We start from the raw sequence: 16065 nt of genomic DNA, 5'->3' as shown, positions 1-16065 counted from the left end.
AAAACTTGAAGATAAAGTTTGTAGTTAGTTTACTGTAGATTTCTTGGATATCATATTATAATGTGAGTTGCCAATTATAAAATAATTAGCATTCGCATTAACCTATAATCTAAGTACTGCTCACAAAGCCACTTGCGCAGACCATTTTATCCTAATTTTCTATATTGCTTCGTTAATTTCTTCGCAAACATATAAAAGTATTTGAGACAGGGATCTAGAAAATCGTGCTCTCAAAATCCGCGCCGTGTACACTTATGAAGGCAGTGCCTAATAACCCATGACTCTTGATACTGAATATACACACTCAAGACTTCTAAGTGAGCTAATTATATGTTGTAATTGTTCAAGATTTTCTATTTCTAGATCTATTAAAAATTCAAAGAAGTTTTGTGATCTAGATTTTACTTTTATATTTGTGATATTACTACTCATTTGAGCGATTACTTTTGTAACTTCTGCGAGGCTTCCTTGTTTATTTGTAACAGCAACATTTAATCTACTGATAAATTCAAGGTTGCCAGCATCACTCCAAGAGAGTCCAACCCATTTTTCAGGCATTTGAATATAATGATCTAACACCTTGCAATCTACAATGTGTACCATTAAACCAGAGCCCTCTGTGATAATTCCAACAATTCTATCGCCATGTAGAGGATTACAGCAATTTGCAAATCTAGCTGTCATACCTGCTATTAAGCCTTCTATTGGTAGAGATTGCTGTATCTTTTTTGTAATACCAAGTTTTCTAATACCTAACTTTGCAAAAAATGTCAGAGGGTTTGATTGTTCCTTAAAACCGTTTTTATAGGCATCCATGGCCATAATAATGTCCTGTGCATTTAACATTCCGTTGCCAACTGCAAATAACAGGTCATCTATAGAATTTTTCTTTAGTATCGGCAGGATTTTTGAGAATTCATGCTCATTATATGGTATATCAACACTTTTTAGTGTATTAAATAGAATTACTCTTCCGAGGTTAATAAATTCTGCAATTTGATTTTGCTTAATGAATTTACGAATTGCAGATCTTGCGCGACCAGTTGCAACGAAGTTCACCCAAGATTGAGAAGGGGCTAATTTCTCTCCTCTTATGATTTCAACTTGATCTCCATTTTCTAAAAATGAATTTAAAGGTACAGCTTTATTGTTCACTTTTGCACCTATGCAACTGAGTCCAATATCTGAGTGAATAGCAAATGCAAAATCTACAGGTGTTGCATTCTTAGGCAATGCCACTAAAGTACCTTGCGGAGAGAAGCAAAAAACTTGATCTTTATACATGTTTAACTTGGTGTTTTCTAGAAATTCACCAAGATTTGATGTGTGTCTTAGAATTTCAAGCAACTCGTGTATCCACTGAAAATGTAATTTTTCAGTAATAACACCTGAGTTGTGTTTGTATGACCAGTGTGCAGCAACTCCATATTCTGCTATATTATGCATTTCTGCTGTACGTATTTGGATCTCTATACAATTATTTTTTGGCCCTATCACCGTAGTATGTAGCGACTGATAACCATTCTGTTTTTTGTTGCTTATATAATCTTTAAATCCATAAGGGATGCATTTATAGGATGTATGTATTATTCCGAGCACTCTGTAGCATTCAATTTCATCTGAGACTATTATGCGAAATGCCATAATATCTGCTAGCTGTTCAAAGGAAATTTTCTTATTCTCCATTTTTCGCCATATGGAGTAGCAAGTTTTTTCTCGACCGCTTACTTCAGCATTTATATTATAATTTTGTAGCAATTCCTTGATTTCTTTTTTGATATCCTCTACAAGCGCAGCACCTTTTGTTTTTAGAAAGCTGAGGCGACCTAGTATTGAATTTCTAATGTCAGGATAAAGCGCTGCAAATGCGAGGTCTTGCATTTCATTTTGCATGTTATGCAGGCCGATCTTTTCTGCTAGTGGTGCATATATTTCAATTGTTTCATATGCTGTACGTTTTTGTTTATCAATATTCTTGACAGCAGATAGTGTTCTCATATTATGCAGTCTGTCTGCGAGCTTTATCAGCAATACTCTTATGTCTTCAGACATCGCTACTAAGAGCTTTCCAAAATCTTCAGCTTGTCGTATATGTGTTGGTTGATATGCTATTTTTGCTAGTTTGGTAAGACCAAATACTAATTTTCCTACGTCATTTCCAAAGTTTTTTTCTATTTCATCGATCAGAATGTCAGTATCTTCGACTACATCATGTAATAGCGCTGCAACTATAGAGTTAGTATCTAGCTTTAGATCTATTAAGATCTGCGCAACTGCTATTGGGTGGGTGATATATAATTCTCCAGAATTTCTAATTTGCCCGGAGTGTGCGCCGGTAGCAAACTCCAACGCTCTGTTTATTATCTTGAAATCAAGTGTGGGTTGTGCAGAGATAGCAGAAAGAAAATCGGATTTTACTCCTTCAAAATGCGCTTGTGATTGTGCAGCAGTTAATCCGTTTCCATTCATGATGAGAAAATAATCTAAGAGCCATTGCCTTTAAAATCAACCTGAGACGCACCATCTTTTATCTTTTGTAAGAGATCCGATTTGCCTAAATCAATGGTGCCAAGATTTGGGATATTGATCCCGACATCTGAGAAAAAACCTCTTATACTACCAAATGCTTTGGCGATTATACCTGTAAAATTCTGGTCGTAGCCAGATATAAGAACTGCTGCAATTAAAACAGTTGCTATGAAGATTAAGCCGAATGAGCTGCAAAGCAGCATTATAAATCTCAAGATCATCTTTATATATATATTAATTGTTATTGCAGATCTTTTTGTGCCGTCTCACTGTATAAGCTTCTACGTACAGACAGTATAACGTGTATTCATTACTAATTGCAAGTCTGTAACTGGTTTTAGCATGACAAATGAAATATTTGCTTATTTTACAAATGAATACAACTCTTGCGTGAATTCATATCTGTTCTGTTAATATTACTTCAATAGAATAGAAGAGTAAATTTCGTTGTATTAATAGTAAGTCATATGATCATTCTTTATACTTTTTAGGTACCTGTTTTGCCATATGTGAAGCCTTACAATAGACCTCTTGCATAACCTATTTAAAGCTCAAAGTTATAGATACCAGCAAGTAAATTAAACCTTAAACCGAATCGTTTTCTTCTGTTCCTATAACGATCAGCGATAATTTTAAATCGTTTGATCATGCCTATGACGTTTTCATTTAAAACACGTTCACTAGACAATTGACGATTTTTCTTTTTATCTTTCCTGCTTAGTGGTCGCTTTTTTGTCTTTTTCTTTGGTAACTCTGAATTATAATGCAACTTATCAATGCCTTGATAACCAGTATCTGTAAGAACTTTAATCTCAGGGTGGATGTGAACTCCGGATTCTTTAAATAACCTGAAATCATGACGCTTGCCATTAGAAAAATTAGTGCAAATGATTTCTTTTTTCCTTTTATCCACAATAAGCTGAGTTTTTAGAGTATGTCGCCTCTTTTTTCCCGAATAAAAGTGCTTCTGTTTTTTTTAGGTCGTTCTATCGGTGTTTCAGTAGCATCAATTAACACAAGTTCGTATTCAGAATCGCTTTTTAGTAATGCTTTACGTCCAGGTAGTGAAAATCGTTTATCTTTAATTAGAGTATCTTCAATCCAACGTATATTACGATAACAGGCACTTTCACTTATTCCATAACTGCGGGAAATATGAAAATATGTCCTGTATTCACGCAAGTACTCAAGCGTCATGAGTAATCGATCTTCTAAAGCCAATTTATTGGGTTTTCCACCTTGAGACTTTAAAATAGCTTCAGCTTCTTTTAATATACTTAGTATAACTTCAAACGTTCCTCGTTTAATGCCAGTAAGCCTGCGAAACTCTTCTGCGTATTCATCTTTGATGTTTTCAAACTTCATGTTATCCTTGATAAAATCAAGGATTTTAATCAATTTATATGGTTATGCAAGAGGTCTAATGTATGGCTTCATTAAGTAGGCAAAAGCCTAGAAAAGGAAGGTTTCTAATATGCCTGTGCGCTTTGGATTTTTGAATGGATACAAGGTGTTTATGAAGAGATATTAGATGGAATTGATGCTTTAGTACTTCTTATATTATGTTTGATTTTTAGGATGCAACTTTGCATATGATTTTTTAAAAATTCTAGAGGTCTCTCTTCGCATCTAAGTTTATTTATGTAGTGTTATGCCTTTAAATTACATGGCAAGATGGAAAAATGCTGCATTTATATATGTGAAAATTCATAATTCGTTTAGAACCAAGTAGCATCCTGGTAGAGACTCAAGTCAATACATTTATTTTGAAAAAGATATATAAAATGGCTTTACGATTGATGATATGTTAGGCAAATATGTCATTATAAATTTGTTTGTTTTTGATTGAATTTACTGCAGCTGAAATAGTATCAATTCCGCAGACTGTGTCCTGTTATCTGTTGAAAGGTTTGTAGGTTTTATGATATCTAGTGGCATCTAACATGTAGCTTGTGATGCAATAGCCAAATCTAATTGTGCGACAAAAATGAACGATTGCTATTTGATGCTAAACTATTAGTAGCTGTTTGTCATACTATTTCATAGCTATAGATCTGTGTATCGGTGATTCATTAAATAAGAAGCAATCTTGCCAAATTTGTAACATTAGTTTGTGGTTGGAAATGGTATGTTAAAGTTATATATTTTAGCGTATGAATTCTTGATATAATTACTGAAGCATGTTACCCTCCGTCGCCCAGAGGGGTTTCGTGTCTCGGTGTTGAGGTGCGATAATTTTTTGATAGATACTTTGTTTATGGGAATTTTAGATGGATTGTCGAAGTTTGTATCTTCAAGACCTGATGGTTCAGTTGAGTCTGTCTCTGCTAGTGAAGCCTGGGATATGTTGATGTTAAACAGCGACGTTGTTTTGTTGGATGTACGCACAAAAGAGGAGTGGAAATTTGTAGGTATTCCATTGGTACAATTTGGTGAAAATAGAGTTCACTTCGTATCCTGGAGGACTTTGCCTGATATGCAGCAAAATGAGAATTTTCTGCAAGATGTGAGGAGTCGAATTACTGATTTAAACGTACCTATTATTCTGATGTGCAGATCTGGTGCTAGGTCTATGGAAGCTGGTGTCTATTTGATGAGAAATGGTTATACCAGATGTTATAATATTGAATATGGTTTTGAAGGAGAGTTGGATATGAATTATCAAAGAGGTTTTATAAATGGTTGGAAAGCTTCTGCTCTTCCATGGAGACAGACTTAGCGTTCTAATAATACAGTACTAACTTAAGTTATTTGTTCATTGAAATAGTTGAGTATGACTTAGTTAGTTTTATATGTAGAGGCTTTGTAAATAGCTACATCAAGTTTTATCTTTAATCAAGATTGGTATGTGTACTGAGTCCTGACCGTATTAAATTTGCGGTTAGTATTTCACACAGAAAGTGTAATTCTGCTTTGCGAAGGTAAAGCAGCTTGATTGAGAGTATTCTTAAATTTCTTAAGCATCAAAAAGGGAAGGTCGTATGAACCGTAACGCAGTGCAAATAGTTGATGTTGAGTCTCATGGACAAGAGATTTGGAATCAGGTGCTTGAGCAGCTTTTGCCTGAATATGGAGAGTCAATCTTTGAGCATTGGTTCAAAGATATGGCCTTTAAAGAGCTGAAAGATGGTATATTGATAGTTACGGTTAAGACTAAATTTGTTCGCGAGTGGGTTGTTACTAATTATTTAGCGAAGATTCGAAAATTTATCACAACTCTAGACAAGAGCATAGAGCGTCTCGATATTCAAGTATGTAGTGATGTTGTGAAGCGTGACATTGTTGAGTCTAATCCTTATTTCACAGGTAGTGATTCTGCAAAAGTAATATGTAATTTTACCCAAACTTCTAAGCTAAATTCACATTTTACGTTTGAGAATTTTGTATGCGGAAGTAGTAATCAAATCGCGTACAATGCAGCATATAACTTGATACAATGTAGTGAAATTTTGCAGGCTAAACATATGCCTCGTTGCTTATACATACATGGCAATGTTGGCATGGGAAAAACACATATGTTGCAAGCTATAGCAAACTACATGGTTTCTCATCATCCCGAGAAGAAAGTATCATATCTTGGAGTCGAGCGTTTTATGAATAACTATATAAACGCTGTTAGAGCAAATCAGCTGCTTGCGTTTCGAGAACACCTAAGATCTTCAGATATACTACTCTTAGATGACTTGCAATTCATATGTGATAAAAATAGTACTCAGAAAGAATTTACGCAGACATTTGATGCAATAGTTGAAGCTAATAAAATGATTGTGATTGCATCTGATAGACCGCCTTATCAATTGCCTCTGGAAGCTAGGATCAAATCTAGATTGGTGAGTTCTATATCTGTTGAGATACAAAATCCTGATTTTGATTTGAGATTAAAGATACTGCAGAGTAAAGCCAAGTTATTGAATACAGAGATAGATCCGAAAATAATGAATTTCATAGCAGACAAAATCTCTACCAGTATAAGAGAATTGGAAGGAGCTTTATATAGAGTTCTTTCGCATTGTAGTTTCGCAGGTATTGCTATCACGCTTGAAAATGTTAAGTCATTGCTTAGAGATGCTATTGTTGCATTTTCTGTATCGCAACCTTCTATTACTGCACTACTGGACGCAGTGGCAGATTTTTATAATATGAATAAGTCAGATATATTAACAAAGCATCGTTTTGGAAAGTCTGTGCTTGCCAGGCAAGTTGTTGCTTATTTGGCTAAAGATATGACGAGTTGTTCTCTTCAGGAAATAGGAAAAAAATTAGGCGGAAGAGATCATGCAACTGTAATATATTCAATAAAGCAGATTGAACGTAAAATTAGCGATAATTCTAGTGTTGCTCAAGATATATTGAAAATTAAAGAGACTTTAAGAGGTAATAGTGTTAATGATTCTGTAGCATATGGCATTTAATCTGGCTTCAGACTTATATATTGTATAGCAATTGCAATTGCAAATCATTTGCGATAGGTGTATAATGCACTTGATGGCACCCTTTATATGAGCTGTTTTGCGACTGTAAAATGGTTTTTTATATATGGATTAGCCTAGTATAACTTAAGCCTTTGCTAAATGCAGGCTTGGTTCTTATAAACTACTAGATTGCTATAGGTTCTTATGCAGTTATTAAGTTTTTTCAGGAAATTTTTTATGAAGAATGAGAGCGATCATTGTGCTGGCTCTGCTGTAAATCTTTCTTCAATTAAAAAAGGTGAGGTTGCTAGAGTTGAATATATTGATCTCAGCGGACCTCTTTTAGAGAAATGCATACGTTTAGGTATTATTCCAGGCTCATCTGTACAAGTTTTACATAGATACTATAGTAATCTCATAGTGAAGCTTGATAACATGAAGCTTGCTATAAATGATGAGGTTGCTAAACACATATTGGTGCTTAGCGATGAGCGATAGTGTTAGCGCTCTTTTAGTCGGGGCTCCAAATTCAGGTAAATCCACGCTTTTTAATTTGCTTACAGGTAAAAGCGAGAAAACAGGGAATTGGTCTGGTGTAACTGTACAGGAGCATCATGGGCATTTTATAATAGATAATGATATAATTAACCTTGTTGATTTACCTGGTGTATCTTCTATCTCTATTGTTTCTAATCAAGCTAATCAAGATGAAAGGGTTGCAATTGATGCATTACTCGCGAAAATTGAGTCTTCCAATTTTTATAAAGTCGAGCAAGATAAAGAAACAAATCAAAAAAATATTGTGATTAACGTTGTTGATAGCAGCAATATGCGTTATTCACTTTACCTTACTATGCAGCTAATTGAGATGGGTATGTGTCATGTGTTAGCGTTAAACATGGCTGATTTGGTTTCTAACTATAATTTGCTTGACGCTGATAAGTTAAGCAAATTGCTTGGTGTTCCCACTGTGAAGATTTCTGCAAAACAAGATAATGGAATTTTGAATTTATGTGCGCTAATTGCAAAAAAGTCAGGAGTAGTTGCAGGTAGTGATAATATCTACAGTATAAAAAACTACGATAAAAATTTGGTAGCGCTTGTTAATGCTGTTTCCAGCTCTATTTCATATGAGAATATAGGTTATTCAAAGCATTGGGTTGCGTTGAAACTAGTTGAAGAAGGTTATGGAGTAATTGAAAAATTAGGGATTAATCTAACATGTGATTTTTCAGCCGAACACTTAGATTCAATTGTTGTAAGCTATTTTTCAGGTATTACTGCTGCTTCTAGTGATCTGAAGAGTTTAATCTCAGATTCTAGGTATAAATGTGTAGATGCGATATTAGAACAAGTCATGGCTAAGACGGAAGAGAATGAAAAGCCACAGTTTATGCAGAAGTTAGATGCGATACTACTTAATAGATTTTGTGGTATCGTCATCTTTGCATTTGTTATGTATTTTATTTTCAGCTTTAGCATATTGTTTGGTGGAGCATTTCAGTCATTTTTTCAATCTATTGCTGAAATTATATTTGTGCATGGTACATCAAAAGTATTGCATATGCTAGATGCGCCTGATGAGACTATTTTACTTCTTGCATATGGAATTGGTTCTGGAATTGTTGTAGTAGCTTCTTTTGTTCCGTTAATAGCTGCGTTGTATTTTATTTTTTCTGCGCTTGAGGAATTTGGTTATTTTGCAAGAGCTGCTTTACTTATGAACAGATTAATGAATAAAGTTGGGCTTTCCGGACATGCATTTATTCCTCTTATATTAGGCTTTGGCTGCAATGTTCCTGCAATAGTTGCGACCAGGTCCTTAAGTGCAAGAGAACAAAGAATTGTTTCTATTATGATGATGCCGTTTATGTCATGTAGTGCTAGGCTCTCTGTTTTTGTGCTATTTTATATGACGTTCTTTTCATCAAGCGGTCCTATTATAATTTTGTTGTTATATTTCATTGGCTTAATAACTGGGCTAATTACAGCTCATATTACCAGCAAGATGATAAAAAATACTCCAGACGTACATTTCTTAATGATCCTACCAAATTATCAGTTGCCAAGCATGCGAAGCTTGCTAGATAAAACATATATGAGAGCAAAGGATTTTGTATTTGGTGCTGGTAAGTTGATAGTGTTGATTTGTTTTGTATTAAACTTGCTGAATATTTTTACTCTGCGTGGCGAGAAAGTCAGTAGTTGCATGCAAAATATTGAAAAAGGTGAAGAAAAACGCTGCGATAGTATATTAATTGCATCAAGCAAAATAATAGCTCCAGTATTTGAGCCTATGGGTCTTGCACGTGAGAATTGGCAAGCAACAGTTGGTGTTATAACAGGGTTACTTGCAAAGGAAGTAGTGGTTGGTACGCTGAATTCTTTATACTCAAGTAGCCAAAATGTAATTAGCGACGAGAGTCGCAACTTTTTGGAATTATTTCATGATGCATTTACAGATACTATAGAAAATATTAAAGGTGCATTTGCAAGTGCCTTTTCCATTTTTAAATTTGACTATGATTATAACTCTCGTTCTCAAGAATTTTTAAACGAGATGAGTGTTGAAAACTCAACAATCAAGAAAATAAGAGAAGCTTTTGGTAGTAAAGCAACAGCTTTTGCATACATGTTATTCATATTATTATATTTTCCATGTGTTTCTGTATTTGCTGTCATAGCAAATGAAATAGGGTTAAAGTGGGCAATATTAAGCAGTGTGTGGTCGACTGCAATAGCATATATAATTGCTGTGTCATTTTATCAAGCTGCTATGTTATTTGGTTGAATTTTGTGTTTTAAAGTGTATTTAAGTATAATGTGTGTTTTGTGTACATTTTGCTGCAAAAATCTAATGCTAATGTTATATTAATATAGCAGTAGAGCGAATGGTTTAATCATTACAGTTCTTGCTTGTGGAATATATTTATAATGTAGGTGATGTCAGTTTAGTTTCACCTAAATATATAATATCAATAGGTAGAAGACAGCCCATGCATATAGGTCATATTATGGGCATCAAAAGAATCTTGAGTATAGAAAATGCAAAACTGATATATGTTATTGGCTCTATGAATTTATTTGGGGATTTGTTATTTGATCCAATTAATAATCCATTAAATTTAGAGCAGCAGATCCAGCAGTTTAAACTAGTATTCCCTAAAGAAAATCCGATATTCATTGCGTTAAAAGATTTTCCTGACACGTTACTTTGGGCTTCGACTCTTATCAAATTATTGCAGGATATCAATATTTCTTCTGATGAATGTGTAATACATTTTATAGGTAAAAAAGAGGATGTATTACAAACTAAGAAATATTGGTATGTGGATGGAAAAGAAATATTACTATTACCTAATCAGTGGGAAATAGAAATTTTCAAGTATTTGGGATTCAGGATATGGATGGATAGTTTGCAATATATTGTGAAAGACAGTGCGGATCTTTGCATATCAGCTCGTAATTTTAGAGGGATTAACTTATATCATTTGAGTCAAAGCGATAAAAGATTGCTTGCAACGCCTGATTATTTAAAAAAAATTGCATTAAAAGCTAGGTATTTTAATACTGCTATTTATAGAGGAGTTGATACTGAGAGATTTTTGTCATCTGAGAGGTTGGCATTAGAGGAATTTGGCCATATCAGAAGAGCTATTACTCTATATGATCTAAGTATACAGCGTATAATTACCGGTTCATTTCCTGAGCTAGTGTAAGGTGACAAAATTTATCAATTGCCATAAAATATTTGCTCATTTCCTGTAAAAGTTATACTATCCGCTATATATGGTGTATGTTTTTATATCATCTAGTGTTTTTAGGGTCGTCTATGGTTCATTTTACATTGCCAAAAAATTCTAAAGTTCTTAAGGGTAAAGAATATTCTTGCTCAGATAGTGCTGTTTCTAGAACATTTAAAATATACAGATATGCTGGGAATGAGGGAGAGAATCCTACATTAGATACTTATGTAATAGACCCTACAAAGTATGGTCCTATGGTATTGGATGCGCTCATATATATAAAAAATGAAATAGACAGCACATTAACTTTTAGGCGCTCTTGCAGAGAAGGGGTGTGTGGTAGTTGTGCAATGAATATAGATGGAACTAATACACTTGCGTGTATTAAGCATATAGATGAGATAAAAGGTGATGTAAAAGTTTATCCACTTCCACATATGCCTGTTGTAAAGGATTTGGTACCAGATTTATCAAATTTTTATAAACAATTAACGTCAGTAAAGCCTTGGATGCAAAATAAAAGTGAAGCGCATTCAGGTGTTGAACTACTGCAGTCTGAGTCTGATAGAGCGAAGTTGGATGGTCTATATGAGTGCATCCTATGCGCATGTTGCTCAACTAGTTGCCCGAGTTACTGGTGGAATGGGGATAAATACCTTGGACCTGCTGTACTATTACAAGCCTATAGATGGCTTGTTGATAGTAGAGATGAGGCTAGAGATGAAAGGTTGGATTTTCTTGATGATTCTATGCGTCTTTATCGTTGCCACACAATAATGAATTGTGCTAAGACATGTCCTAAACATTTAAATCCTGCAAAGGCGATCGCATCGATTAAAGAGATGTTAGTCGAGAGATGCTGAGCTTAGCTCATTAAATCAGCTTATGAGTATTATCTTTAACGGAGCGTTTATAAATCGCTATATCACCGGCTTTTTAATGAGCGTAAGTAGTGGTGTTGTATATGGGTTGCTTGTGCTTACAGTGACTGCATTATTGAATGATCACGCTGTTTCTCTGGAAGTTATAGGCCTTCTTTCTTTAAGAATGTTGCCATATTCGTTCAAATACGTTTGGGCATATTTAGTAGATTCTTGTCGAATTAAAGTATTTCCCGAAAACTTTGGTGCTAGAAAAGAATGGATGATATCTATGCAGGTGCTATTGATCATCTGTATGGTATTTATAGCTTTTCTTGACGTGAGTAACATTAAGAGCCTGTTTGTACTTACTCTTTTAATATCACTTTTTGGTGCTACCTATGATATATGTCTTGAAGCATATAAGATGGAGCTATTTTCCAGAGAACAGTTGATTATTGGAAATCCAGTTGTAATTTGGGGTTTTAGAGTTGGGTTTTTATTTGCTGGAGGTTTTTGCCTATATCTTGCTTCTTTTATATCGTGGCGGTTGGTTTTTCTAGTGATGATCATACCAATTTTAGTATGTATGGTGACTCTTTTCTTTTCAAGAGATGATAAAAGAGTAAGAGGTGATCATTGTATATCATCATTTGGCGGTTGGTTCCGCACTAATGTATATAATGCATTTTCCACAGTTTTTCAAATCCCTCGCTTATATTATATAATACCGGTTTTATCGTTTTATAAGCTAAGTGATGGATTTATAGATGTAATGCTGATCCCATTTTTGACAGAGATAGGCTTTTCTAAGCCAGAGATAGCTGGTTTTTCACAAGTTAGTAGTGTTATAGGAGTTGCTTTTGGAACAGTTGCTGGTGCTTATTTGTTAAAAATTGCAAAGCTTTGGAAGGTGTTACTTGTAGCTGAGGTTATGGCTGCAGTTACTAATCTATTATTCATAATTCTTGTACACAGCGTCAAAAACGACTTTTTGATGGCATCTGTCTCCATAGCAGAAAGTTTTTGCAGCAGCATTTGTAATGTCGCATTAATACATTACATGTGCTTCCTTTGTCGCGATTCAAGATTTTTTGCTACACATTATTCTATCCTTATAGCGCTATCTGGTATGTCAAGAGCGATATTTTGTTCATTTTCTGGTGTTATAGCTTCTAATGTTGGATGGACGTATTTTTTTGTATTTTCTAGCATGCTATCAGTTCCTTCAATTTTATGTATTATATTATTAAATGAAGAGCTAGAACATGAGTAGATGAAGCAGTGCTAAATCCAATAAGTGCCTTAGTTGCGCAATCAGAATATCGAAAAACATTAGGTAGTTGCATGCATCATAGCTCTAAAAAGCGCATGATTTATGTGTGGCAACATTGCCAAAAATCTTATGGATTTTCATGGCATGATTTTTGAGAGTACAAGTAGTACGCGCCGTCTAATGCTTGCCTGCAATCCATATAAATCCTAAGATTTATGCTATAAAAGCTATTTGGATTTCAATATAACGCGGCACTTGAAGTATGGCACGCTTTGGTATACAATTGGTCTCATTTATAAGAACTGACGCAGTTAAAACTCAAAGATTGTGAATACTAAAAAGTATTTTGATATGGCGCTACCTTAAGCAAGCCCGCGCACGGATTTTGATTGCATAATTTTTGATAGTACAAGTTAATTTCTGCGCCTAATACTTTTGCATATTTGTAAAGAAATCCGGGAAGTAATATGGAATATTAGACTAAAAAGGCTTACATAATGACTTTTGGTTACAGGATTATAGATAAGAAACATGGCCATATAGTGTCAAGTAACTTAAATTAGATTATAGAACTAGTGACGTATTCGAGTTCTTCTTTTTCAAAAAGATTGAAGTAAAATATTTCAAAGGCATTTGTTTGGTATTCACTAATTGCTTTTTCTAGAAAAAAATTTGCATTCATATTTATAAATTTTTGTTTAACAGTCTGCAATTCATCGCGACCGTTTTTGTATTTTGCATATACCATATAAATTTGTGTAAAATCATTCAATAGAATATAGTATAGAGAGTAATAGATTAAATAAGATGGATACAAAAGCTACTTCAAATACCATGTATACAGCTGAAAAAATCAGAGATATAACTGTACAAAAGTTAGATGCAGATAAAGCTGAAGAAATACATGTCATAGATCTAGAAGGGAAGACAGATATAGCGCGCTATATGATAATTGCATCTGGTCTTTCTATGAGACATGTGAAATCATTAGCTGACAACCTTTCGCAAGAATTAAAAAGTCACACCAGCGATGGTTTTAATATAGAAGGACTTAATACAGGAAAGTGGGTTCTGATAGATATAAAGGATGTGATAGTACATATATTTCAGCCAGAGACGAGGTTGCAATATGATATAGATAAACTATGGGATAACTAAGGATTTTGTGGCGATATGTTTATTGAAATCAAGGATGAGGATGGTTGATTATATTAGCTTCTGCTAGTTATATACTTTTGAATAAATGAAGAGTTGGTATCAGTTATATATATAAAGTTAAACTTCAAAAAGAGCTGGAAAGAGTGCAAAGCAGCATATAAGCACAATACATAAGAAGTATTTTGGCTATGCTTTTTTAGATTATAAGTTAATTTCTTCGTCAAATACTTTTACATATTCTCAAAAATTTTACAAATTAGTGTTGTTATTTTAATAGTGCTGCTGCAAATATAACATGAAATAAAAGATATTCTTAGATGAGAAGAAGTTTTAGAGAAGTACTTAGTGGCTATCACGCATTTAGAGAAAAGTATGTGCTAAATGATAGCATAGTTATGCGACAATTATCTCAATATGGGCAAAAACCTGACGTCATGGTAGTATCTTGTTGTGATGCAAGAGTTGATCCAGCACTGATATTACAATGTGATCCTGGTGAGCTATTTGTGGTACGTAATGTTGCAAATATTGTGCCACATTATGAGAAAGATGAAGCGCATCACGGTACTAGCGCCGCACTTGAATTTGGTATTTGTTTCTTAGAAGTTGGGCATTTAATATTGCTGGGGCATAGTAAATGTGGTGGAATACAAGCTTTATTGAGTAGTGCATATAAAAATACTAATGATTTTATTACGAATTGGGTATCTATAATAAAGCCAGAAGATGAGTGCATCATTCATAGTACAGATGATTATGCAAAATTAGCCTTGCATAAATCTTATAGCAATTGTTTAACTTTTCCTTGGATTCGTGAGCAAGTCGTAAACCAGAGGCTGAGCATACACTTATGGTTTTTTGATATAGAAAAGGGAGAGATACTTACATATTCTGAAAAAACTAAATCTTATATTCCACTTATAGATTATATCGATAGTTTTTCTTAAAGGAAATAGTCTATCCGCCAAAAAGTACAAAAATTAGCTTGGCAATGCTTAACAAAATCCATAAGGTTTTTGGCAATTTTACCACTTCTTCTGCTGGACTTGCTGCGCATCATAACCGCTTGCAGGCCGAGATAAGTCCTCAGCTTCTTAGAGCTATGACGCAACGACTTTATAGTTTTCAGTATACCGCAGGTATGAATAGTTGGTATTTAATTAGTACGCGCCTTGCATTCTAAAACGAAGTGCAACAATCCAAAAAATGATAAAAGAATCATTTAAAAACAAACAAAAAGGATTGTTGCAAAAGTAGTGTTTGCGCGCAGCATAGGACCAATTAATATATCCGAAAATTAGCGCATGGCAGATCTAAAAGCTAATTTTTGCACATTTCACTTTTCCACAAAAATTTATTTGCATAGCGAATCAATTTTTGGCGGATGAACAAGTTAAACTTCAAAAAAATTCCTGAAAGGTACCAATTTTGAAAAAGTATGAGGAGTATACTTATTCTAATGCTATATATGATGTTCATATAATTTTAGCAATTGACTGTATTGCAAATATAATGCTTTATAATTTTATTACAAGACATTCTGAACATATACCATTTCATAAGTATGACGAGTATATATGCCATTGTCGCAGAGTCATTCTATGGTATTGCCGGCGAAGTCATTGTGTAGACTTTTTTTAGTCTGATTTTCCATATACTTCATTAATTTCTTTGCAAATATATATAATATTTGATTCAGAAATGAACTGGTACTCTAAAGAATCATGTCCTTAAAATCCTCGCGCGTGCATTTATAAAGGCAGTGCCATAGTTATTACTGTACATAAATCATTTCTTAAAAAGAATTAACAATGTATTTTTGCAAAATCAAACGATATTATAGGGCAAAATTTGCATAAAGATATCATTATCCAAAACAGTTGATTTATTTATTGAATAATATACTCTTCTATGAAGATTTATACACGTCTACATATATATTTCAAGCCATAATAATGTAATTACGCATAAAGCAGATAATAATTGATCTATTAAAAGATCTATGCTATAATGCCACAAAATATCGGGGATTTTTGTTTATGAAAAGGCGTTGGGTGGTTCGTATAGCTAGTATTTTGCTGCTT

Annotated in this window: 13 protein-coding genes; 10 read left to right on the top strand and 3 right to left on the bottom strand. The window is 33.9% G+C overall.

Annotated features, from left to right (window positions below; all coding sequences use genetic code 11):
* Window positions 1–267: 267 nt before the first annotated feature.
* The 3 genes from AACL20_RS03965 to AACL20_RS03955 all read right to left on the bottom strand — a co-directional run bounded on the left by AACL20_RS03965 (window position 268) and on the right by AACL20_RS03955 (window position 3894).
* Window positions 268–2469, bottom strand: coding sequence for a bifunctional (p)ppGpp synthetase/guanosine-3',5'-bis(diphosphate) 3'-pyrophosphohydrolase (locus AACL20_RS03965; protein ID WP_339051744.1), 2202 nt, complete (start codon window positions 2467–2469; stop codon window positions 268–270).
* Window positions 2470–2483: 14 nt separating this feature from the next.
* A complete protein-coding gene (locus AACL20_RS03960) occupies window positions 2484–2732 on the bottom strand; it encodes a hypothetical protein (RefSeq protein WP_339051743.1) in 249 nt (82 codons plus the stop codon).
* 341 nt (window positions 2733–3073) lie between these two features.
* Window positions 3074–3894 (bottom strand): IS5 family transposase gene (locus tag AACL20_RS03955; protein WP_339051669.1). Its coding sequence is split into 2 segments (ribosomal slippage): window positions 3074–3507 and window positions 3507–3894, totalling 822 coding nucleotides; the frame shifts between segments, so codons are not numbered across the junction.
* Window positions 3895–4768: 874 nt separating this feature from the next.
* Here AACL20_RS03955 and AACL20_RS03950 point away from each other — a divergent pair.
* From AACL20_RS03950 to AACL20_RS03905, 10 genes are all read left to right on the top strand, one after another.
* Window positions 4769–5248 carry a rhodanese-like domain-containing protein gene (locus tag AACL20_RS03950; RefSeq protein ID WP_339042146.1) on the top strand — a complete coding sequence of 160 codons (480 nt, stop codon included), beginning with the start codon at window positions 4769–4771 and terminating at the stop codon, window positions 5246–5248.
* A gap of 262 nt (window positions 5249–5510) precedes the next feature.
* Entirely contained in the window at window positions 5511–6941 is a 1431-nt protein-coding gene (gene dnaA / locus AACL20_RS03945; protein WP_339051742.1) for a chromosomal replication initiator protein DnaA, read from the top strand.
* 237 nt (window positions 6942–7178) lie between these two features.
* A complete protein-coding gene (locus tag AACL20_RS03940; RefSeq protein WP_339051741.1) occupies window positions 7179–7439 on the top strand; it encodes a FeoA family protein in 261 nt (86 codons plus the stop codon).
* Window positions 7429–9732, top strand: a complete 2304-nt coding sequence (feoB, locus tag AACL20_RS03935; protein WP_339051740.1) for a ferrous iron transport protein B — start codon at window positions 7429–7431, stop codon at window positions 9730–9732. The genes AACL20_RS03940 and feoB overlap by 11 nt, the downstream gene beginning before the upstream one ends.
* 127 nt (window positions 9733–9859) lie before the next feature.
* Window positions 9860–10660, top strand: coding sequence for a hypothetical protein (locus tag AACL20_RS03930; protein WP_339051739.1), 801 nt, complete (start codon window positions 9860–9862; stop codon window positions 10658–10660).
* 113 nt (window positions 10661–10773) lie between these two features.
* A complete protein-coding gene (locus AACL20_RS03925; protein ID WP_339042156.1) occupies window positions 10774–11550 on the top strand; it encodes a succinate dehydrogenase iron-sulfur subunit in 777 nt (258 codons plus the stop codon).
* Between the two features lie 76 nt (window positions 11551–11626).
* On the top strand, window positions 11627–12823 hold the full coding sequence (locus AACL20_RS03920; protein WP_339051738.1) for an MFS transporter: 1197 nt from the start codon (window positions 11627–11629) through the stop codon (window positions 12821–12823).
* An 807-nt stretch (window positions 12824–13630) separates the two neighbouring features.
* Window positions 13631–13981 carry a ribosome silencing factor gene (gene rsfS / locus AACL20_RS03915; RefSeq protein ID WP_339051737.1) on the top strand — a complete coding sequence of 117 codons (351 nt, stop codon included), beginning with the start codon at window positions 13631–13633 and terminating at the stop codon, window positions 13979–13981.
* 317 nt (window positions 13982–14298) lie between these two features.
* Entirely contained in the window at window positions 14299–14928 is a 630-nt protein-coding gene (locus tag AACL20_RS03910; RefSeq protein ID WP_339051736.1) for a carbonic anhydrase, read from the top strand.
* A gap of 44 nt (window positions 14929–14972) precedes the next feature.
* The gene (locus AACL20_RS03905) at window positions 14973–15164 is read left to right on the top strand and encodes a hypothetical protein (protein ID WP_339051735.1); all 192 of its coding nucleotides are present in this window, start codon (window positions 14973–14975) and stop codon (window positions 15162–15164) included.
* Window positions 15165–16065: the final 901 nt, after the last annotated feature.

The sequence above is a fragment of the Candidatus Lariskella endosymbiont of Epinotia ramella genome, from assembly GCF_964019805.1.
In the GTDB taxonomy this organism is placed as follows: domain Bacteria; phylum Pseudomonadota; class Alphaproteobacteria; order Rickettsiales; family Midichloriaceae; genus Lariskella.
Note: the sequence above shows the minus strand (reverse complement) of the source record. Positions and strands in the feature narration are given on the sequence as shown.